Here is a 21,136-nt window from a genome sequence, read left to right as displayed (position 1 = left end):
TGGCTCCCGCGCGATTACAGCCCGCTGCCCGCCTGCGGCGCGGGCTGCCGCTTCCACTTCAGCGCATTACGCAGCGCCGGTTCCGCATATTTACTGATCAGCCAGGCAACATAATACAGTACGCTGGCCACCACCACCGGCAGCATCGTCATCACCGCTTCATTTTTGATATAGCCATTAAGCTTTATCAATATCGCGATCATTAAATTTTCATGAATCAGATACAGGGCGTAACTGACAAATCCGATGGCGGTGAAAAAGCGCAGGGAAAGCCAGCGCTCAATCTGTCTGGAATAAAAGCTGGCGATAAAAAACAGCATTACCAGTAACAGCGGCACCACGGCGACCACGCCGCTGTTTTTAACGTAGTAGCTGAAATTAATCAGCAAGGCCAGCGCGGTCAGCGCGTAGTGATAACGTTTATCGCGCCCATGCAGACGTTCATAAACCAGACAGCCGACCATAAACCAGGCATAGTGAATAAAACCGAATTTTGAAATTACATCGATTAATAATGGATGGCCGAGTGATTTCAATACCGATGAGGCGGAAAGTAATAACATCGGCACAATCAGCGCCGGCAGACAATATTTACGTCCAAAGGTAAAATAAACCGCGCCAATAATCAGATAAAACAGCGCTTCAACATAGAGAGACCAGAACGATCCGGCCATGGAGCGGAATTCAATGCCGGTGAGCTGCGTCAGCGTCTCAGGATTAATAAATATCAGACCGGGCAGCAGGTTGCGGCTTTCCGGTGTCATCAGCGACCACTCCGGAAAAAAGCCGCCGGCAACGTACAGCAGCAGACTGGCTATCAGCATTGCCGGAAACAGGCGCAGCCAGCGTTTTTTGAGAAAACTGAGGTAGCCGGACGATTTATCCAGCGTCATAAATATGACAAAGCCGGAGATCATAAAAAACAACTGCACGCCAACCCAACCAAATGCCAGCAGCGGAATATGCTGGGTAGTGGCGGCATACGGCAACAGTTCGGGCCAGCGGGCATAGGCGTGATAAGCAATCACCAGCAGGATCGCTAATCCGCGCATGCCATCAAGATGCGTGATACGTGGTTGCATAAGTGGTCTCTGGAAAGAGGAGCAGATGGGTTTCAGCAAATTAGCACTGACAAAGATTTACACTCAACAAGAATAGTCCTGGATAACGCACCATCATTTAACCAGGAAATTCTTTAAGTCCTGAACGTTAAATCACGCTCTGATAAATTATGGCTGTAATATATTTATCGTCATCAGCATGAAATAAACACTAAGCTATTAGCGCAACGGGAAAAATTTACCGGCATTCGCCGAATTGCCCTGGTGCAAACGCAGCGGCAGGGCCTTTTATTAACAGACCTTATGCAGATCTGATTGCGCCACGGCATCGTCGGGCTTCTGGCCGAATATGCGATCTGTTTTTGCCGCTCCGCTCACGCTTTTTTTACTTTTTCGCCCAGGTTCGGCGCAGTCATGCCGATACTCATAACGTACTTATGAAATATCATTTTACTGGTTTGTGATAAGTCTATGATGGCGAAACGTTCACTGATGGATTTCCCGACCGATGGTCGAATGCGCGGACTGATGCGCCAGCCGATGCTGCTGATGGTGCTGCTGATTTTTCTCTCCTTTATGGTGGCGCTGGTGACGCTGTGCTTTATCGCCAGCGATCTCAACCAGCAGGAGGCGCGGCAAAACCGCCTGCTGCTGGAGAAGGCGTTGCAGACGCGTCAGGAAGTGATGCAGTTTCACCTCTCCGATAATGCAGAATGGGGCGAAGCCTACCAAAACCTGCACCGCACGCTGAATACCGACTGGGCGTGGACGCGGCAGAATCTGGGTGAGTCGCTGTTCCAGACCTTTGCCTACGAGGGCGTGTTTGTCATCGCGCCGCGCGGCGATACGGTTTACAGCGTGATCGACGGTCAGCTGCAGCAACGCGATTTCACCGACTGGCTCGGTCGCCAGCAACTGCCCGCGCTGCGTCAGCAGTTACAGCACAATGACGGTAAGGCGCTGTCGCGCTTTGTGGTGGTAAACCAGCAACTGGTGCTGCTGTGCGCCGCATGGATCACCACCGGTGGCGATAACAGCGTGCCGCAGGAGCCCGGCCCGCCATCGCTGATGATCTTTGCCGATCGCCTGACGCCGGACAAGCTGCTGCAGCTGGGGCATGAATACGGCATCAACGCGCTGCGGGTGGAATTCGCTGCACCCCGCGCGCCAGTGGCGGAAAGCCTGCGCCTCGCCGCCGACGGCCATGACTCCACGCTGCGCTGGACCAGCAGCAACCCCGGCGGTAAATTGCTGACCGCCCTGCTGCCGCTGCTGGTGATCGCCATGCTAATCACGCTGTATGGCGCCATCATGCTGATGCGCAACGCGCTGCGTAAAGCGCAGCTCAATGATGAAAATACGCTGCTGCTGGCGCAAAGCCAGCGGGCGCTCAGCGCCAGCGAACGCCGCTTCCGTGATATCGCCGAAATTACCACCGACTGGATTTGGGAGATGGACGAACAGCTGCGCTTCAGCTGGGTTTCCGGCCGTTTCCCGGTAGTTACCGGGTTTACCAGCGAGGAGTGGCTGCAGCGCACGCTACTGGATTTCCTGCTGTGCGATGAACACCAGCGCGCCCGGCTTTTGCAGCTGGCAGACTCTGGCGGTCAGCTTACGCTGAACGGCTGCCGCTATCTCTCCGCTCAGCATCAGCCGCGCTACTGCAATCTGACCCTCAAGCGCGTCAGCCTGGCGCATGGCGTCAGCGGCTTTCGCGGCAGCGCCAGCGACGTAACGCTGGAAGTTGAAGCGCAGGCGCGCGCGCACTATCTGTCGCACTTCGATGAACTGACCGGACTGGCCAACCGCGTGCAGATGCGCGAATTCCTCACGGGGCAGCTGAGCCTGCCGCTGCCGGCGCAGCCGCTACTGGCGATGATTATGATCGACCTGGATAAATTCAAACCGGTCAATGATCTCTACGGTCATGCGGCGGGCGATCAGGTGCTGCATGCGGTATCAGATCGTATCCGGCGCACGCTGAACGGCAACGGCCTGGTGGCGCGGCTCGGCGGCGATGAGTTTGTGGTGATTCTGCCGGAGGCGGGCAGCCGCGAGCAGGTCGACGCGCTGTGTCAGCAGCTCATCGCCCAGCTCAATCTGCCGTTCCCGGTGTACGACAACGACATCCACATCGGCGGCAGTCTCGGCATCGCGCTGGCCCCGCAGGATGCCGACAACGCCAGCGATCTGCTGCGCTTCGCCGACATCGCGCTGTATAAAGCGAAAAACAGCGGCCGCAACCAGTGGATATTTTTCGACCGTGACATGGAAGAGAAAATTGTGCAGCGGCGCGAAATGGAGCATGAGCTGCGCGCAGCGCTGCAGGAGAACCAGCTGCGGCTGGTCTATCAGACGCGCTATGACCTGATCGCGCAGCACATCAGCGCGGTCGAGGCGCTGGTACGCTGGCAGCATCCGCGGCTGGGCTTACTGATGCCCGATCAGTTTATTCCGCTGGCCGAAGAGACCGGCCTGATCAGCGCACTGAGCGACTGGGTGCTGCTCAATGCCTGCGAGGATATCGCCCGTTACCGGCCGGAAATGGCGGTTTCAGTGAATATTTCCGCCAGCGAGTTGCAGGATAGCGCCTTAGCCGAACGCATCACCCGGGTGCTGCAGCTCAGCGGCTTGCCGAGCCAGCGGCTGGAAATTGAAGTCACGGAAAACGCGCTGCTGAGCGATCCGGATAAAACCCTGGCGGTGATGCAGGCGGTAAAAGCGCTGGGGGTGAGATTTCTGATTGATGATTTTGGCACCGGCTATGCGTCGCTGTGCTACCTGCGCGCCTTCCCGTTCGACGGCATCAAAATCGATAAATCCTTTATTTTTCCGCTGGCCGATTCGCCCCAGGCGCGCCAGGTGGTGGAAAACATGATTGGACTCGGCAAAGCCTATTCCCTCTCGGTAACCGCGGAAGGCGTGGAAACGCCGGTGCAAATGTCGCAGCTGCAGGAGCTGGCGTGCGATGCCATTCAGGGTTACTACATCGGACGACCGCTGCCGCTGCCGCAAATCTCGACCGAGCCGCCGCAGAGTGAACCGGCGCTGCACATGAATATTTGATAAAAGGTGGCGATCCTTCGCCAGAGGTGATTACAGCGACTGGTGCGCGGTTTCTTTGGCTTTCCATAAGGCAAACAGGGTGATCGCCAGCGCCAGCGTCACATATAGCGACACCCACAGCGTGCTGCCCAGCTCTTTATACAGCGAGGTAATGATCAGCGGGGCAAAACCGCCGCCGATGATGCCGGCCAGCGTATAGGCCAGTGACGAACCGGCATAGCGCACGTGACTCGGGAACTGCTCGGTGACAAACGCCGCCTGCGGACCGTACATCATGGCGTGAATCAGCAGGCCAATCACCACCGCCAGCACAATCAGCCACGGCTGGGTGCTGTCGAGCAGGACAAAAAACACAAACGACCAGACGATAGCCAGCAGCGCACCGGCAATGTACACCGGACGGCGGCCAAGGCGGTCGGACAGCGCGCCAAACAACGGCACCGTCAACGCGTTGCCAATCGCGCCGACCATCGTCGCCATCAGCGCCAGTGGACGCGGCAGCTGTAGCACGGTGGTGACGTATGTCAGGGTGAACACCACCACCAGCGCGTACAGCACGTCGGAGCCGATGCGCGAGCCGCCGGCGATCAGCAGTTCACGTGGATAGCGCAGGAACACCTCTTTCAGCGGCGTGTGGCTGGTTTTCTCCGCCTGCTGCATCGCCACGAAAGTCGGGGTTTCTTCCACGCCGCGCCGCAGCCACAGGCCAAACATCACCAGCAGCAGACTGAGCAGGAACGGGATGCGCCAGCCCCACTCCTGAAACTGTTCGCCGCTGAGTGACAACGTCACTAAAGTGATAAAGCCGGTGCCAATCAGCGTACCGCAGGAAGGCCCGACCTGGGCGAACGAGGCGTTACGCCCGCGCTTACTGGCTTCGCCGTGCTCCATGGAGAGCAACACCGCGCCGGCCCATTCGCCGCCCAGCGCGATGCCCTGCACAAAGCGCAGCGCCACCAGCAGAATCGGGCTCCAGATGCCCCATAGCGCATAACCGGGCAGCATGCCCATCAGCGCCGTGGTCACGCCCATGATCACCAGCGTGGTGATCAAGACCGCCTTGCGTCCGGCGACATCCCCGAGATGGCCAAAGATAAAACCGCCCACCGGACGCGACACATAACCCACGGCGTAAGTTGAAAACGCCAGAATGGTCCCGACCAGCGGGTCGAAGCTGGGGAAAAACACATGGTTAAACACCAGCGCCGCCATGATGTTGTAAACGGTAAAGTCGTACCACTCCAGCGCGGTGCCGATGGAGCTGGCCGCGGCAAGACGTCCGGTGTGGGTTTTCCCTGCTGCGGCACGCGCGGCGTGCGGCAGAGTAGAATCAGTATTCGCCATGAGCCATCTCCTGTTTAGTGAGCTGCCAGCTGAGCGCATAAAATTCAGCGCGGGCATTGAGCGCCTGTGCCGCGGCGGCCGCCAGTGTCTGGCAGGCATCGGCGCACGAACAGCTGAGCAGCAGCATCGGCTGCATGGCGCGCTGCACCCGATCTTCCTGCGGCAGCGGCGTGCTCAGCGTGGTGTCCGGCGTGAGTAAGCGCGAGGCGATATAGCCCGGCACCGTGGCAACCTGCTGCTGCCAGGCGTTGAGCGTTGCAGTTTCAATGCCAGCCTGTAGCGTCAGCACCGCAAGGTGGCTGCCGCTGCCCTGACCGTGCTGCTGAGTGATGGCGCACACGCGGCGCATCGGTTCGATCATCCGCTCCAGGTTTTTAACCGACCACGGCGTCTGGCGCGTGAAGGCGGCGTAGTAATCGGCGCTGGTGAAGGTTTCCAGCGAGCGGGTTTCATACAGTCCGAGGTACTTGCGTTCAGCCTCCAGCGCCTGATAGCGCGTGCCGCTGAGAAAGCCGTCAATGGCGACGCGCTCGGCGACATGTTCATGGTCATACCATTGATTGAAATCAGCTTCGTTTTCAGCGGCGACGTTGGTGGCGACAAACAGCATGCCGTGAGGATGTGTCATTTTCAGAGACTCCGTTGCAGGATGGATTCAAGCGCCAGCGCCCAGCTGAGCAGCGCGGCATCGTGGCCATGGGTGGCGGCCAGCATCAGACCCACCGGCGCACTGCCGGGCTGATGACAAGGCAGGGAGATGGCGCAGCCGTCCAGCATGTTGATCACGCTGGTGTTGCGCAGCATCAGCAGGTTGACCTGACGATAGCGCTCCGGGTCGTCGAGTTCGGCGATGGTCGGCGCAATCAGCGGCACAGTGGGCAGCAGCAGACCATCGTACGGTGCCACCGCCTGCTCCACCCGCTGCCGCCAGTCGGCGCGCTGCTGATACAACAGTTGTGCGTCGGCCTCGTTCAGCAACGCGCCGCGCTCAATGCGCATCCGTACCTGCGGGTCATAACCCGTCGCGTGCGACTGCAGCAGCGACTGCAGCAGCGACTGATGCCACTGCCAGGCTTCCCAGGCGGTGATGCCACCACGGGCGTTCATGGTTTCCAGTTCCGCCAGTTCAGACAGCGGCAGCTCGGTGAGCGTGGCACCCTGCGCGCGCAGCTGTGCCAGCGCGTGGTGCCACGCCTGGCTGACCGCGAGATCCAGCCCGTCCAGCACCCGGGTCTGTGGAATCGCAAAGTGCGCCCGCGTGATATCACGCTCTGCCAGCTGCAAAGGCCGATCGGCGATGACGCTGTCGAGCAGCCAGCAACTGCGCACGTCATGGGCGATTACGCCAATACTGTCAAGTGCCACCGATAGCGGTAGCGTGCCGGCCTGATTGATGCGGCTGGCACTGGGTTTGAAGCCGGTCAGCCCGCACAGCGCCGCCGGTATCCGCACCGAGCCGCCGGTGTCCGTGCCGACCGCCGCGAGGCACATGCCGTCGGCCACCGCCACCGCCGCGCCGGATGAAGAACCGCCGGGAATGCGTTTTTCGCCGCGCTGCCATGGGTTAGCGGGCGTGCCGTAGTGCGGATTGATACCGAGCCCGGAAAAAGCGAACTCGGTCATGTTGGTTTTGCCGACGATAGCGGCACCGGCCTGTTTCAGCTGCTGCATGATATGCGCGTCGCGCGCAGCGGGCGGTGCATCCGCCAGCACGCGCGAGCCGGCGCAGGTGGGTTCGTCCGCCACATCAAACAGGTCTTTGATGCTGATTGGCAGTCCATCAATCGGGCTGCGCGGCTGTTGCTGTTGCCAGCGCGTATCAGCCTGCTGCGCCTGCTGAACGGCGCTGTTGGCGTAGGTCCGCGTAAACACGCGTGCGCCTTCGCCCGACGGGTGCTCAGCGGCGCGTAGTGCCTGTTGCGTCGCGGCGCTTGCGGTGAGGTCTCCGGCGCGCAGTTGCTGGCTCGCCTGCCATAAGGTGGTCATACGCGTCTCCTCAGGCAATCACCGGCAGCGTGCCGGTGACATAGTGGTGTTCCAGCGTGCGATTCAGCAGCGGATCGTGCAGCGCCATGCGGAACTCGCTGGCCGGACGGATGCCGCCAATCGCGCTCAACGTGCCGCATGACATCGCAAAGCCTTCGCTGACCGGGCGATCGCCAAAGTAGCGCGCCAGCAGATCCATCGGCGTGAGCAGAGAGTCGAGCGTGCCCTGCTGATAAGTCACCCAGTCGCCGTTGACTTTGATCCACGCGCGCAGCTCCAGCCGATCCCAGTGCGGCTCAACCTCTGCCATACGCCACGCATGACCGGCGACCGGCTTAACGCAGGCCTGCTTCGACAGTGCCACGCTGAAGGTTTCCAGGTGACGGTCGGTGTGATCGGAAATCAGCGACACCCAGTATTCGCCGCGATGGAAAAACACAAACGGCTCGGCTTCGCCGGAGGTTTGCTCGCCCACCACTTCCAGCGGGCTGTGCTGCGCCAGCTGCTGGGTGGCTACGCGATAAAACAGCGGGACTGCACCAGGTGCGGGCACGCCCAGCGCCTTCAGCTCCCTGATATGGTGCAGCACCGCCGCCTGGTCGCGGCCTACCCACCCGGCAATGACCAGCTGCTTAATGTCGACATCCAGCACCGGGGCGGCTTGTGAGTCGGTTGTAAAGCGTAAATGCATGCGATGATCTCCTGATGAAAAATGCGTGTGAAATTTCACTGCAATTTCAAGATAGCCATTTTCATGCCAGGTTTTTGTGTAAGATGTCTCAGTACCCTAATAAGGATCTGCGTGATGAGTGATTCAGTTGCTGAAAATGTGAAGTCACAGGCCGGACAAAAAAGCGTTTCATTGAATGAACAGGCCTATCTGGCGTTCAGGCATCGCCTGATTACGCTGCGCTATAAGCCAGGTGAATATCTCAATACCGCGCAGGTGATGGAGGATCTGGCAATGGGCCGCACGCCGGTTAATCAGGCGGTACACCGGCTGGCGACCGAAGGGTTACTGCAGATTATCCCGCGTAAAGGGGTGATGGTGGCACCGCTGTCGATTGACGATGCGCTGGAGCTGATTGAAGTGCGGCTGGTAAATGAAGCGCTGTGCCTGCGGCTGGCGACGCAGCGCGTGAATCCGGCGCAGATTGCCCAGCTACAGGCGCTGAATCAGCGCATCGCCGCCGCCAGCGTGGCGCGCGATCGTGAGCAGATGATGCTGCTGGACCGTGAATTTCATCAGGTGCTGGCTGACATCGCCGGTAACGGTCGTCTGTCAGATATTCTCAGCATCATCCACGCCCAGGCGCAGCGCTTCTGGGCAACCACCCTGTCGAGCGCACAGCACATGCAGGAGGTGATTGCCGAGCATGACGCAATCATTGCGGCGCTGGCGCAGGGTGACGTAACACGGGCAGAAGACGCCGCGCGTGTGCACATCTATTCGTTCAAGCAGGCGCTGCTGAACGCCTGATTTCAGCCAGGGTAAAACGGGCCGGGACCAATGGATTCACGCATAATCAGCTCGCCGGCAAAGGTTTTGCGGTTACGCATTTCGCCGCCGTCGAGCATCGACACCAGGCGTTCAATGGTCTCCTCGATCATGCCGGTCACCGGCATGCGCACGCTGGCCAGCGCCGGAATGGTATAGGGCGCCAGCGGAATATCGTCGAAACCCAGCACTGCCACCTGCTGCGGCACGCGAATGTTATGCGCCGCCAGCGCTTTCAGCGCGCCCACCGCCATTTCATCGTTACTGGCGACCAGCGCGCTGAACGGTTTACCACGCGCCAGCAGCGTTTCCACTGCCGCTGCCCCGTGCTGCGCCTGCCATTTGCCCTCCACCACCAGTGCGTCATCCGCCACCAGCTGATGCTGCGCCAGTGCCGCGTGATAACCCGCCAGGCGCTCGCGCCCGGTCGGCGAGTCAAGCGATCCGGTGATAAAAGCGATATCGCGATGGCCGAGTGCAATCAGCTGCGCCACCGCCTCGGCGCTGGTGCGCTGCTGATCGGAGTAGATGCAGTAACTGTCGTGCTGACGCAGCCGCCGGTTGATCACCAGAATCGGATGGCGGTGCTGGGCAATGATGCTGTCCATCTCATCGATGGTGAGAAAACGCGGATAGATGATCACACCATCGCAGCGCAGATCGAGCAGAAACTGAATCGCCGCACGCTCCTCTTCGGCGCTGTGTTTGCCATCCACCAGCAGTAGCTGACGGCCCTGCTGCTCAAGAATACGCGCCGAATGCTGCATCATTTCGCTGAAATAGCTGCCGGTATACAGCGTGTTGGTGATCACCAGGCCGATGGTCTGGCTGGATTTAGTCGCCAGATTGCGCGCCAGCAAATTCGGCCGGAAGCCGGTCTCGGCAATCGCCTGGTACACCCGATCGCGCTTCTCCTGGCTGACGTAGCCGTTGCCGGACAACACGCGCGACACCGTCGCTTTTGACACGCCGGCCTTTTTTGCCACCTCAAGTATGGTTGCCATGCTTCACTCTGCTTCGCTGCTCATCGCCTCAGTGTACCTAAGCGATGAATAAGACGGGGAATTTTCTTGTCGCCCTGCGCCTGCGGGTGAAGATCCCGCCGCACGTCAGCCGATCAACATCACAAAATTAAAACGAAGATAGCGATTTTTCTTGTCTGAATGAATGCGCCTGTTCATGATTTTGTGAAACCGGTTTCTCATGAACACATAATAGCCAGACGAAACCGACGTTTCCTCTACCCTACAATCAGAGACAAACATTCATGGCGACCAACTACGCTGACGCCGCACGAGCCATTGTGGCCTCGCTCGGCGGATTAGAGAATATTGAAGCCGTTACCCACTGCATGACACGCCTGCGCTTCGTGGTGAAAGACAGCGCGCGCGTCGATAACGCCACGCTGAAAGCCATTCCCGGCGTGATGGGCGTGGTGCACACCGACAGCCAGTGTCAGGTGATCATCGGCAACAACGTCAATCTCGCCTTTCAGGAAGTGATGAAACTCGGCACGCCGGGCAACAGTGACAGCGCGCCGGTGAAACGGAAAATCACGCTGCGCAGTATCGGCGCGGGCATTCTCGATGCGCTGGTCGGCACCATGTCACCGCTGATCCCGGCGATCATTGGCGGATCGATGGTGAAACTGCTGGCGATGATGCTGGAGATGAGCGGCGTGCTGCCCAAAGGCTCGTCGACGCTGATCATCCTGAATGTGATTGGTGACGGCGCCTTCTTCTTCCTGCCGGTGATGGTGGCGGCTTCGGCAGCGCTGAAATTTAAAACCAATATGTCGCTGGCGATTGCCATTGCTGGCGTGCTGGTGCATCCCAATTTTATCGACCTGATGGCCAAAGCGGCGCAGGGTCAGGTGGTGGAATTCGCCTCGGTGCCGGTCACCGCGGTGAAATACACCTACACGGTGATCCCCGCGCTGGTGATGACGTGGATTCTGTCGCACATCGAATACTGGGTCGATCGCTTTACCCCGGCGGTGACCAAAAACTTCCTTAAACCGATGCTGATTGTGCTGATTGCTGCCCCCATCGCCATTGTCTTTATTGGTCCGCTGGGTATCTGGATCGGTAGCGGTATTTCGGCGCTGGTGTACACCATTCACGGTTATCTCGGCTGGCTGTCGGTGGCGATCATGGGCGGTCTGTGGCCGCTGCTGGTGATGACCGGCATGCATCGCGTGTTTACCCCAACCATCATTCAGACCATCGCTGAGACCGGCAAAGAAGGCATGGTGATGCCGTCGGAAATTGGCGCCAACCTGTCACTGGGCGGCTCATCGCTGGCGGTGGCATTCAAAACCAAAAATCCGGAACTGCGGCAGACGGCGTTCGCGGCGGCAGCTTCCGCCATCGTCGCCGGCATTTCCGAACCGGCGCTGTACGGCGTGGCGGTGCGCCTGAAGCGCCCGCTGATTGCCAGCCTGATCAGCGGCTTTATCTGTGGCGCGGTGGCCGGCATTGGCGGCCTCGCCAGCCACTCGATGGCCTCACCGGGCCTGTTTACCAGCGTCCAGTTTTTCGATCCCACCAACCCGATGAGCATCGTCTGGGTGGCTGGCGTGATGGTGCTGTCAGTGGTGCTGTCGTTCATTCTGACGCTAATTCTTGGCTTTGAAGATATTCCGGTGACGGAGACCGCGCTGCGCCCCGGTAAGCCGGAAGCGGCAAAGCCGCTCAGCGCGAATTAATAATGGACTGTGATTGAGGTGAGTGATGTCTGAAGTGACATTTCCTGCGGGATTTTTATGGGGCGGCGCGTTAGCCGCCAACCAGTCAGAGGGGAGTTATCGCGCCGGCGGTAAAGGCTTAACCACAGTGGACATGATTCCACACGGCGAGCACCGCATGGCGGTTAAACTGGGGCTGGAGCCGCGCTATACGCTGCGCGACGATGAGTTCTATCCGAGCCACGACGCCATCGATTTTTATCACCGCTATAAAGAAGATATCGCCCTGATGGCGGAGATGGGCTTCACGGTGTTTCGCACCTCCATCGCCTGGAGTCGCATTTATCCCAACGGCGATGAGCTGACGCCGAACGCGGCAGGCATTGCCTTCTATCGCAGCGTATTTGAAGAGTGCCGCAAGTACGGCATCGAACCGCTGGTCACGTTGTGTCACTTCGATGTGCCGATGCATCTGGTCACCGAATACGGCTCGTGGCGCAACCGTAAAATGATCGATTTCTTCGCGCGCTACGCCCGCACCTGCTTCGAAGCGTTTGATGGTCTGGTGAAATACTGGCTGACCTTCAATGAGATCAATATCCTGTTGCACAGCCCGTTCTCCGGTGCCGGTCTGGTGTTCGCGCCGGATGAACATCACGAACAGGTGAAATATCAGGCAGCGCATCATGAACTGGTCGCCAGCGCGCTGGTAACCAAAATCGCCCATGAGATCAATCCGCAGAATCAGATTGGCTGCATGCTGGCCGGCGGCAACTTTTATCCGTGGTCCTGCAAGCCGGAAGATGTGTGGGCCGCGTTACAGAAAGATCGCGAGAACTTATTCTTTATCGACGTTCAGGCGCGCGGCGCTTATCCCGCTTATGCCGCCCGGGTATTCCGCGAGAAAGGCGTGGAGATTGTCATGGCGGAAGGCGATAGCGAACTGCTGCGCCATACCGTCGATTTCATCTCCTTCAGCTATTACGCCTCACGCTGCGCATCGGCAGAGATGAATGAACAGAACAGCAGCGCCGCCAACGTGGTGAAGTCACTGACCAATCCGCATCTGGCGCGCAGCGCCTGGGGCTGGGGCATTGATCCCCTTGGCCTGCGCATCACCATGAATATGATGTACGACCGCTATCAGAAACCGCTGTTTCTGGTGGAAAACGGTCTCGGCGCGCACGATGAAATCAATGCCAGCGGGGAAATTGCAGACGATTACCGCATCAGCTACCTGCAACAGCACATTCGCGCCATGGGTGAAGCAATTGCTGACGGCGTGCCGGTGATGGGCTACACCACCTGGGGCTGCATCGATCTGGTCGCGGCGTCGACCGGTGAAATGAGTAAACGCTACGGATTTGTCTATGTCGATCGCGACGACCACGGCAACGGCACGCTCAACCGGCTGCGCAAAAAATCCTTCTGGTGGTATCAGCGGGTCATTGCCAGCAACGGCCGGGATTTGGATTTTTAATTAAAAAAATGCGGTGAATGGCGCTGAATGATTGTTCAATTCAGGGCCATTGCGCCACAAAGGGAATATCCGGCGGCGCCGGGCAAATCATTTTGCGAAAAATCGCGCCGCTGCGCTAATTTTGCTGCGGGCATATCCGGCAGAATTCAGCCTTAATAGGCTTATTCTGCTGCGTTTTTATTCATTACTCTTTTAACTCTCTATTTAAATCTGGTCCTGACGAATTTATTCTACCCTGCCCGATCGCGGTATCAGCGCCTGTACGGCGGTACTCTTTTGTACAGCGCGATGGTACTATTTCCCGGTTGCTGTTCAGAGATAGCGCTATGTTACAACTACAATTAAAGGTGAAGGGCGACAGCCAGCTGCTCTATTTATTGCAGGGCTTACGCGCATTTCTTCCCGTATTTTCTCTCATTTATCTCCTCTGTTTTCCTGCTGCTCAGGCGGCAAACAGTGCGGTTCAGCGTGACGATCAGGCTAACCGCATCGTCAGCGGCATCATCAGTTTTAGCCACTGGCCACAGTTAACACAGCCGCCACAGCTGTGCGTATTCGCTTCAGCACAGCACCTTGCGCAGCCTCAGGGCCCGACGCCGTTCAGCGTGGTGTGGATTAACCAGACCAGCGAACTCAGCCGCCAGCGCTGCGATGCCATTTACTTCGGCGATCAGACGCCGCAGCAGCAAACTGAACTGCTGGCGATGCTACAGGGTAAAGCCGTCCTGTCCATCGCGGAAAACAACCAGGACTGTGCGGTTGGCGCGGCCTTTTGTCTGATCTTTAACCGCGATCACACCGCATTTTCCGTCAACCTTGACTCGCTGGCGCGCAGCGGTGTCAGAGTGAGCCCGGACGTGTTGTTGCTGTCCCGCAAAGGAAGCAAATAAGATGAAGTTTGATAGCATAAAAAAAGATAAATCATCGATTCGCAATAAGTTGCGTCGTATCAGCACCGTCAATGCCGCCGTGATATTACTGCTGTGCTGGCTGCTGCTGACATCGACGTCTTTACTGTTTATTAAACGCTATGAGAAAAGAAACCTCGAACTCATTGCCGCCACACTCAGCACCAGCCTGACCGCCGCGACGGTATTTGAAGACAGCTATGATGCCCGCAACAAAATAGCCCTGCTCGGCAATGAAGGGATGTTTGCCTCCGCGAAGCTGGTCACGGCGGGCAATACCGTACTGGTGGACTGGCACGATCGCCAGCAAGAGAGCGGCTGGTATGAAACGCTACTGCGTCGCTGGATCTATCAGCAGCCGCTGGCGGTGGAAATTAATCACGCCGAAACCCAGGTCGGCCATTTAATGCTGGCCGGCACCGTCAGCGGTGCGGCCGATTTTATTCGCTATTCGGTGATGATTTTATCCATCGGTATGCTGTGCGTGCTGGTGATTTCCTGCCTGCTGAGTGAATTTCTGCATCGCGGTATTCTGCGCTCGCTGCGCAATATCACCAGCGCCATCCATTACGTGATTCGCTCTGGCGATTTCTCGACGCGCGTACCGCAAAATCCGACCAAAGAGTTTCAGCTGTTTTCTGAAGATCTCAACTCGCTGCTGAGTGAAATGCAGACGCTAAAAGCCTCGCTGCTGCGCGATAACCGTTCACTGGCGGCCAAAGCGCTGGAGGATCCGTTAACCGGACTGGCCAACCGCTCGGCGTTTGTTGGCCGCCTGTCGCAGTTGCTGGATCAGCAGCTGGCGCATGAGAATTTTGTGCTGCTGTTTCTCGACGGCGATCGTTTCAAGAGCATTAACGACAACTGGGGCCATGCCGCCGGTGATGAAGTATTGAAGGCCATCGCGGCGCGCCTCAGCGCGCTGGCGTATCAGGACGATCTGGTGGCGCGGCTGGGCGGCGACGAGTTTGCCATGCTGATCACCAGCCGCACCTCAGAAGCCGATCTGCAGCAGCTGACGGAAGATATTCGTACCGCAATCGCGCAATCGATTGTGATTTCGGAAGGCACGCAGATCACCACATCGGTGACCATCGGCTACGCCTGGTCGCAGCATGGCGATTCGGTGGCGTCGATTCTGGAACGCGCCGATATGCACATGTATAAAAACAAAGGAATGAGTAAGGTACGCGTATGAAACTGAAATCATGTTTGCTGGTTATGGTGCTGGCCTGTGTCGGCTGTCAGTCAACCGGGCGTTTTAGCGACGCGCAGATTAAAGCGATGCGCGACGCCGGCTTCAGCGAAAACGCCGAAGGCTGGGGACTGGGCCTGTCCGATAAAATCCTGTTTGGCATCAATGAATCTGACCTGACGCCCGCCAGCAAAGCCAGCATTGCGCAGATGGCGAAAAGCCTGGCCGCCACCGGCATTGAACATCTGCGCGTTGACGGCCACACCGATAACTACGGCAAAGCGGATTACAACCAGCAGCTGTCGCTGAAACGCGCCAACGCGGTGGCCGATCAGTGGGCCACCGGCGCGGCGATTCCACGGCAAAACATCGTGACGCGCGGGCTGGGCATGAGCGCGCCGGTCGCCAGTAATAACACTGCGCAGGGCCGGGCGCAAAATCGCCGCGTCGCCATTGTGATCACGGCGCCGTAAGCGGTTAATCAGCGCGTCTGCGCATAGTCATACAGGCGATCGCGTGCGAGGTTCTTCATTTTGACTTCGCACATGATGTCGAAGCGATCAAACGACAGCGCCCAGTCATTCAGCGTCTGGTTGAAATAGTAGTCAGAATGGGCGCGCAGCTTCGGCTTTGAGGCGGCGAGTTGCTCCTGATCGGGAAAGCCGCTCTCCGGGATCAGCCCTTCCTGGGCGATCGAATAGTGCAGCACTGGCCGCACGCCGCGCCACGACTCCAGAATCAGCGCCACGCGCGCATCGCTGGCCTGAATAAACTGATTCTCTTTCACCCAGTGATGGTGAATATCCAGTACCACCGGACACAGCGCACGCGCCTGCAAGACGTCATCCAGCGAGCAGGAAATTTCGTCATTTTCCACCGTCAGCATATTGCGGGCTTCCGGGCTGAGACGCATAAACGCCGCGCAAAAACCCTCAATACCGCGTTTGCCGTTCATGTGGATGTTGATTTTGAAATCCTGAAACTGCCTGCCGTAGCCCATCAGTACCGCGCACAGCGTATGGTATTCGACATCCTCCAGCGCCCGATCCACCACGTCATCATTATCCGAAGCCAGCACCGTATACTGGCCGGGATGGAACGACAGCCGAATGTTGTGCGCGCGGGCCAATTCACCGCAGCGGCTAAACAGCGGCTGCAGCTCGGGCAGAATATCGCCATACAGTTCAGTGGCCAGCGGCACGGTGTACAGCGGCAGCAGATCGCTGCCGATGCGCATCATGCGTAATGCATCCGGCTGCTGCGCCAGCTGTTCCAGCGTTAGAGAGAGGTTCTGCAGGTTATTTTGTGCCAGTGTCAGCAGCAGCGTGGCCGCCGCGTTACGCTCCATATCGAGAAAGCGTGTGCGGGTGGTGGTTTTAAATGGAAATGGCTGTTTAGCCTCAGAATCAAAGTACTTACACGCAAAACCCAATTTCATTATGTTCCCCTTCAGGTCAGCTAGTGAGTCTAGCTGCCGCTGGCAATTATGCGAGGAACGCCGCGTGATTAAACGGGCAGCCGCCTTGCACGGCTGCCCGCACTGTTACACGCTCGGGTAAGTGATATTGCTACCCGGCGCTTCACGATGCAGATGGATAAAGTTCAGGTGACGCTCGTACTGATCAAGAATGTCGATGATCACCTGCTCCTTGTTGTAGTCCATCAGATCGTTGCCCTGGCTGCCCTCCAGCAGGAAGGTTTCCAGCCGGTAATAGTGCGACTTACCGCTGCGGGCGCGATAGGTGAAGCCCGGTACCGAGTACTGCTGCGGCCACACCTGATAGACGAAATCCTGCTCCTCGCCGAGGTGCACGCGCAGATCAAGGTAGCCCAGCGGCTGGCCCTCTTCCGGCGCAACGCTCTCCAGCGATACGCGACCGCCGCGCAGCTCCAGCTCTTTGGCGACATCCTGCATCGCCGGATAGATCACGGTTTCCATCATCTGCTGGGTATAGCGCGTGCCCGGGTAGTTCATCAGGCGCGACAGCCGCTTTTTCCAGCTCAGACGATCATTGCTCGCCGGAATATAGGGCGCGGTATCACGGCTGGCGCTGGCGCGGCGGTGATCTTCCACTTTGAGTGATTTATACAGCCCGGCCATCACAAAGAAGATCACGAAGCTGAACGGCAGACCCATGATCACCGTGGTGTTTTGCAGCGCAGAGATGCCGTTGGTCATCAGCATGCCCATGGTCAGCACGCCAATCGCCACCGACCAGAAAATGCGCAGCCAGTTTGGCGCATCGCTGTTGATATCCTTCAGCTTCGAGGTGAAGTTCCCCAGCACCAGCGAGCCGGAATCCGCCGAGGTAACATAAAACAGCATGCCGGTAATGGTGGCGACCGAGGCGCTGAACTTAAACGCCGGATACTGCGCCAGCAGGCTGTAGAACCCGCGCTCGGCATGCGCCATCACTTCCTGGGCAAAACCGGCATCGCCGTGGATGATCTCGTACAGCGCCGCGTTACCGAACACCGACAGCCACAGCAGCGTGAAGGTGAACGGGATAATCAGCGTGCCGAGCACAAACTCACGGATGGTGCGGCCACGGGAAATACGGGCGAGGAACAGGCCGACAAACGGCGACCACGCCACCCACCACGCCCAGAAAAACAGCGTCCAGCTGTTCATCCACTGCGTCGGACGATCAAACGCAAAGGTGTTGAGCGTCATGCCCATAAAGCGGTTGATGTAATCACCGACGTTCAGCACCAGCGCGTTGAGCAGGAAATCCGTCTTGCCCATAAACAACACAAACAGAATCAGACCGAGCGCCAGCGCGACATTCAGCTCCGACAGGATGCGGATGCCTTTATCCACGCCCGAGGTCACCGAAATGGTGGCGATCACTACCGACAGTACAATCAGCGCCATCTGCGCCGTCAGCCCTTCCGGCACATCAAATAACACTTTCAGCCCGTAGTTGAGCTGTACCACGCCGATACCCAGCGTGGTGGCGATACCAAAAATGGTGCCGATTACCGCCGCGATATCCACCGTGTGGCCAATCGGGCCGTTAATGCGTTTGCCGAAGATCGGATAGAGCGCTGAGCGAATGGTGAGCGGCAGATTATAGCGGTAGCTGAAGTAGCCGAGCGCGATGCCCATCAGCGCATACATCGACCAGCCGGTCAGACCGTAGTGGAACAGCGTCCACACCATCGCCTGACGCGCCGCTTCCAGGGTCTGCCCGGCCCCTTCCGGCGGCTGCATATACTGCGTGACCGGTTCCGCCACCGAGAAGAACATCAAATCGATGCCGATGCCGGCGGCAAACAGCATCGCCGACCAGCTCAGCAGACTAAATTCGGGTTTGGATTGCTCCGGGCCCAGCTTGATGGCGCCGTAGCGTGAACAGGCCATATAGATGACAAAGACGATATACAGCGTAGCGGCCAGCATGTAGTACCAGCCAAAAGTGGACGATACCCAGTTGACGGCGCTCTGGATCCAGCCGGCAGCGAGATCGCTGTACAAAATGGTGACAAGTGAAAATGTCAGAATCAGTCCGGCAGAGGTGTAAAACACCACGGGATTGATTCTGTCTTTTTCACTGGCAGGTGGATTAATCATCGGTTACCTCTGGTTAATTTCCTGTAATTATTCAATGAAGTAGCAGGGCCGTAGCGATCGGCCTTATCGGTATAGTTCTACTGTTTTCCCTCCTGATTGTCCGGCACGGTTCAGCATTCACCATCCCGTTGCGCTTTTATAACAACCGAAGCACAGTATCCTAACAACTTTCTTTTTTATATTGAACGTGCAATCAAAAAAAGTTTTAATAGGGGTCTTACATTGCGGTGGAGCTGGAGTCATGCCAAAGGTGGGAATGCAGCCGATACGTCGTCGGCAACTGATTGATGCGACCCTGAGTACCATTAACGAAGTCGGGATTAATGACGCGACCATTGCGCAGATTGCGCGGCGCGCCGGCGTCTCGACCGGCATCATCAGCCACTACTTCAAAGACAAAAACGGTCTGCTGGAAGCCACCATGCGCGACGTGACGCGTCAGCTGCGTGATGCGGTGGCAGCGCGACTGAAACCGCTGGCGGGAGCCGGCACCGAAGCGCGCCTGCTGGCGATTGTCGAAGGTAACTTCGACGACACCCAGGTGCACAGCGCGGCGATGAAAGCGTGGCTGGACTTCTGGGCCAGCAGCATGCATCAGCCGCAGCTGGGTCGCCTGGAACGCGTCAGCAGCCGTCGCCTGTTTTCCACGCTCGCTGCCGAGTTTCGCCGCGAGCTGCCGCGTGAGCAGGCGCGGCTGGCCGCGCACGGTCTGGCCTCGCTGATTGATGGCCTGTGGCTGCGCGCCGCGCTGAGCGGCAAACCGTTTGATCTGGCGATTGCCAGAACGCTCACCACCCAATTCATTCGCCAGCAGCTGGCTGGCGCCGCGAATCACTGAGGAAGGAGCAACCATGTCCCGATTCACCGAGCAGCATTTATACATTGATGGTCAATACGTTGCCGCAGCAGCGGGCGATACATTCCAGACTATCAACCCGGCCAATGGCGAAGTGCTGGCCGAGGTCCATGAAGCCGCGCAGGCGGATGTCGATCGCGCGGTCGCCGCCGCGCAAAAAGGCCAGAAAATCTGGGCGGCCATGACGGCGATGGAGCGCTCACGCATCCTGCGCCGTGCGGTGGATATCCTGCGCGAGCGTAACGATGAGCTGGCGGCGCTGGAAACCCTCGACACCGGTAAACCGCTGAGTGAAACCCAGGCGGTGGACATTGTTACCGGTGCCGATGTGCTGGAGTACTACGCCGGCCTGATCCCGGCGCTGGAAGGCCAGCAGATCCCGCTGCGTGATACCTCTTTCGTCTATACGCGGCGCGAACCGCTTGGCGTGGTCGCCGGAATTGGCGCATGGAACTATCCGATCCAGATCGCGCTGTGGAAATCTGCGCCGGCGCTGGCGGCTGGTAACGCGATGATCTTTAAACCCAGCGAAGTGACGCCGCTGAGCGCGCTGAAGCTGGCAGAAATCTACAGCGAAGCCGGCGTACCGGACGGCGTGTTCAACGTGCTGAACGGGCGCGGCGCGGTGACCGGTCAGCTGCTGACTGACCATCCGGGCATCGACAAAATCTCCTTCACCGGCGGCGTGGCCAGCGGCAAAAAAGTGATGGCCAACGCGGCCGGCTCCACGCTGAAAGAGGTGACCATGGAGCTGGGCGGCAAATCGCCGCTGATCGTGTTTGACGACGCCGACCTCGATCTCGCCGCCGACATCGCCATGATGGCGAACTTCTACAGCTCCGGCCAGGTGTGCACCAACGGCACGCGCGTGTTTGTGCCGACGGCATTGCAGCAGGCGTTTGAAGCAAAAATCGCTGAACGCGTGTCGCGCATCAAAGCTGGCGATGTCAACGATCCGGCCACCAACTTTGGCCCGCTGGTCAGCTTCCCGCACCGTGACAATGTGTTGCGCTATATCGAATCCGGCATTAGCGAAGGCGCGCGCCTGCTGTGCGGCGGTAAACGTCTGAGCGGCGCAGCGTTTGATAACGGTGCCTGGGTAGAACCGACCGTGTTCACCGATTGCCGTGATGAGATGACCATCGTACGCGAAGAGATTTTCGGACCGGTGATGTCGATCCTGACCTATGACAGCGAGGAAGAAGTGGTGCGCCGCGCCAATGCCACCGAATACGGCCTGGCGGCGGGTCTGGTCACCCGGGATCTGAATCGCGCGCACCGCGTCATTCACCAGATTGAAGCGGGCATTTGCTGGATCAACACCTGGGGTGAATCCGCCGCTGAAATGCCGGTGGGCGGTTACAAGCACTCCGGCATCGGCCGCGAGAATGGTTTGATGACACTGCAGAGCTACACCCAGGTGAAATCTGTGCAGGTCGAACTGACCCGTTTTCAGTCGGTATTTTAATCAAGCTTAACCTG

General features: G+C 58.3%; 17 protein-coding genes. 9 read left to right on the top strand and 8 right to left on the bottom strand.

Going from position 1 to position 21,136, the window contains the following annotated elements:
* Positions 1 to 14: 14 nt before the first annotated feature.
* Positions 15 to 1,082: an acyltransferase family protein gene (locus AC6I8F_RS20350; RefSeq protein WP_104093578.1), complete on the bottom strand. Its 1,068-nt coding sequence runs from the start codon at positions 1,080 to 1,082 to the stop codon at positions 15 to 17.
* Between the two features lie 450 nt (positions 1,083 to 1,532).
* On the opposite strand from AC6I8F_RS20350, the gene AC6I8F_RS20345 reads away from it, so the two are divergent.
* Positions 1,533 to 4,127, top strand: coding sequence for a bifunctional diguanylate cyclase/phosphodiesterase (locus tag AC6I8F_RS20345; RefSeq protein WP_498028985.1), 2,595 nt, complete (start codon positions 1,533 to 1,535; stop codon positions 4,125 to 4,127).
* A gap of 30 nt (positions 4,128 to 4,157) precedes the next feature.
* On the opposite strand, the gene AC6I8F_RS20340 is transcribed toward AC6I8F_RS20345, so the two are convergent.
* The 4 genes from AC6I8F_RS20340 to AC6I8F_RS20325 are packed head-to-tail and all read right to left on the bottom strand — an operon-like array spanning position 4,158 to position 8,148.
* Positions 4,158 to 5,471, bottom strand: a complete 1,314-nt coding sequence (locus AC6I8F_RS20340; protein ID WP_021509513.1) for an MFS transporter — start codon at positions 5,469 to 5,471, stop codon at positions 4,158 to 4,160.
* Positions 5,458 to 6,099, bottom strand: a complete 642-nt coding sequence (locus AC6I8F_RS20335) for a hypothetical protein (protein WP_498028984.1) — start codon at positions 6,097 to 6,099, stop codon at positions 5,458 to 5,460. Before AC6I8F_RS20335 ends, AC6I8F_RS20340 begins: the two co-directional genes overlap by 14 nt.
* A gap of 2 nt (positions 6,100 to 6,101) precedes the next feature.
* Positions 6,102 to 7,457 carry an amidase gene (locus AC6I8F_RS20330; RefSeq protein WP_498028983.1) on the bottom strand — a complete coding sequence of 452 codons (1,356 nt, stop codon included), beginning with the start codon at positions 7,455 to 7,457 and terminating at the stop codon, positions 6,102 to 6,104.
* Between the two features lie 10 nt (positions 7,458 to 7,467).
* Complete coding sequence (locus AC6I8F_RS20325; RefSeq protein ID WP_477529994.1) at positions 7,468 to 8,148, bottom strand: DUF2848 domain-containing protein; 681 nt, start codon at positions 8,146 to 8,148, stop codon at positions 7,468 to 7,470.
* Between the two features lie 114 nt (positions 8,149 to 8,262).
* Between AC6I8F_RS20325 and AC6I8F_RS20320 the strand changes: the two genes are divergently transcribed.
* Complete coding sequence (locus AC6I8F_RS20320; protein WP_058770544.1) at positions 8,263 to 8,937, top strand: GntR family transcriptional regulator; 675 nt, start codon at positions 8,263 to 8,265, stop codon at positions 8,935 to 8,937.
* Positions 8,938 to 8,939: 2 nt separating this feature from the next.
* On the opposite strand, the gene AC6I8F_RS20315 is transcribed toward AC6I8F_RS20320, so the two are convergent.
* Positions 8,940 to 9,959, bottom strand: coding sequence for a LacI family DNA-binding transcriptional regulator (locus AC6I8F_RS20315; RefSeq protein WP_371221443.1), 1,020 nt, complete (start codon positions 9,957 to 9,959; stop codon positions 8,940 to 8,942).
* Between the two features lie 263 nt (positions 9,960 to 10,222).
* Here AC6I8F_RS20315 and ascF point away from each other — a divergent pair, with 263 nt between their 5' ends.
* The 5 genes from ascF to yfiB all read left to right on the top strand — a co-directional run bounded on the left by ascF (position 10,223) and on the right by yfiB (position 15,697).
* Complete coding sequence (gene ascF / locus AC6I8F_RS20310; protein WP_498028982.1) at positions 10,223 to 11,662, top strand: PTS cellobiose/arbutin/salicin transporter subunit IIBC; 1,440 nt, start codon at positions 10,223 to 10,225, stop codon at positions 11,660 to 11,662.
* 25 nt (positions 11,663 to 11,687) lie between these two features.
* Complete coding sequence (locus tag AC6I8F_RS20305) at positions 11,688 to 13,121, top strand: 6-phospho-beta-glucosidase (protein ID WP_141496052.1); 1,434 nt, start codon at positions 11,688 to 11,690, stop codon at positions 13,119 to 13,121.
* A gap of 326 nt (positions 13,122 to 13,447) precedes the next feature.
* Positions 13,448 to 14,011 (top strand): regulatory sequestration protein YfiR, encoded by a 564-nt coding sequence (gene yfiR / locus AC6I8F_RS20300; protein ID WP_498028981.1) that lies wholly within the window; start codon positions 13,448 to 13,450, stop codon positions 14,009 to 14,011.
* Between the two features lies 1 nt (position 14,012).
* On the top strand, positions 14,013 to 15,227 hold the full coding sequence (gene dgcN / locus AC6I8F_RS20295) for a diguanylate cyclase DgcN/YfiN (protein ID WP_058770539.1): 1,215 nt from the start codon (positions 14,013 to 14,015) through the stop codon (positions 15,225 to 15,227).
* Positions 15,224 to 15,697 (top strand): outer membrane lipoprotein YfiB, encoded by a 474-nt coding sequence (yfiB, locus tag AC6I8F_RS20290; RefSeq protein ID WP_059011298.1) that lies wholly within the window; start codon positions 15,224 to 15,226, stop codon positions 15,695 to 15,697. Before dgcN ends, yfiB begins: the two co-directional genes overlap by 4 nt.
* Before the next feature lie 8 nt (positions 15,698 to 15,705).
* Here yfiB and AC6I8F_RS20285 read toward each other — a convergent pair whose 3' ends face one another.
* Positions 15,706 to 16,662 (bottom strand): apurinic/apyrimidinic endonuclease family protein, encoded by a 957-nt coding sequence (locus AC6I8F_RS20285; protein WP_498028980.1) that lies wholly within the window; start codon positions 16,660 to 16,662, stop codon positions 15,706 to 15,708.
* A gap of 105 nt (positions 16,663 to 16,767) precedes the next feature.
* Positions 16,768 to 18,798 carry a choline transporter gene (locus AC6I8F_RS20280; RefSeq protein WP_021509525.1) on the bottom strand — a complete coding sequence of 677 codons (2,031 nt, stop codon included), beginning with the start codon at positions 18,796 to 18,798 and terminating at the stop codon, positions 16,768 to 16,770.
* Positions 18,799 to 19,039: 241 nt separating this feature from the next.
* Here AC6I8F_RS20280 and betI point away from each other — a divergent pair, with 241 nt between their 5' ends.
* Positions 19,040 to 19,636, top strand: a complete 597-nt coding sequence (gene betI, locus AC6I8F_RS20275; RefSeq protein WP_058758824.1) for a transcriptional regulator BetI — start codon at positions 19,040 to 19,042, stop codon at positions 19,634 to 19,636.
* Between the two features lie 13 nt (positions 19,637 to 19,649).
* Complete coding sequence (gene betB, locus AC6I8F_RS20270) at positions 19,650 to 21,122, top strand: betaine-aldehyde dehydrogenase (RefSeq protein WP_222987074.1); 1,473 nt, start codon at positions 19,650 to 19,652, stop codon at positions 21,120 to 21,122.
* The last annotated feature ends 14 nt before the right edge of the window (positions 21,123 to 21,136 follow it).

The organism is gamma proteobacterium symbiont of Axiagastus rosmarus (assembly GCF_059730925.1).
Note: the sequence above shows the minus strand (reverse complement) of the source record. Positions and strands in the feature narration are given on the sequence as shown.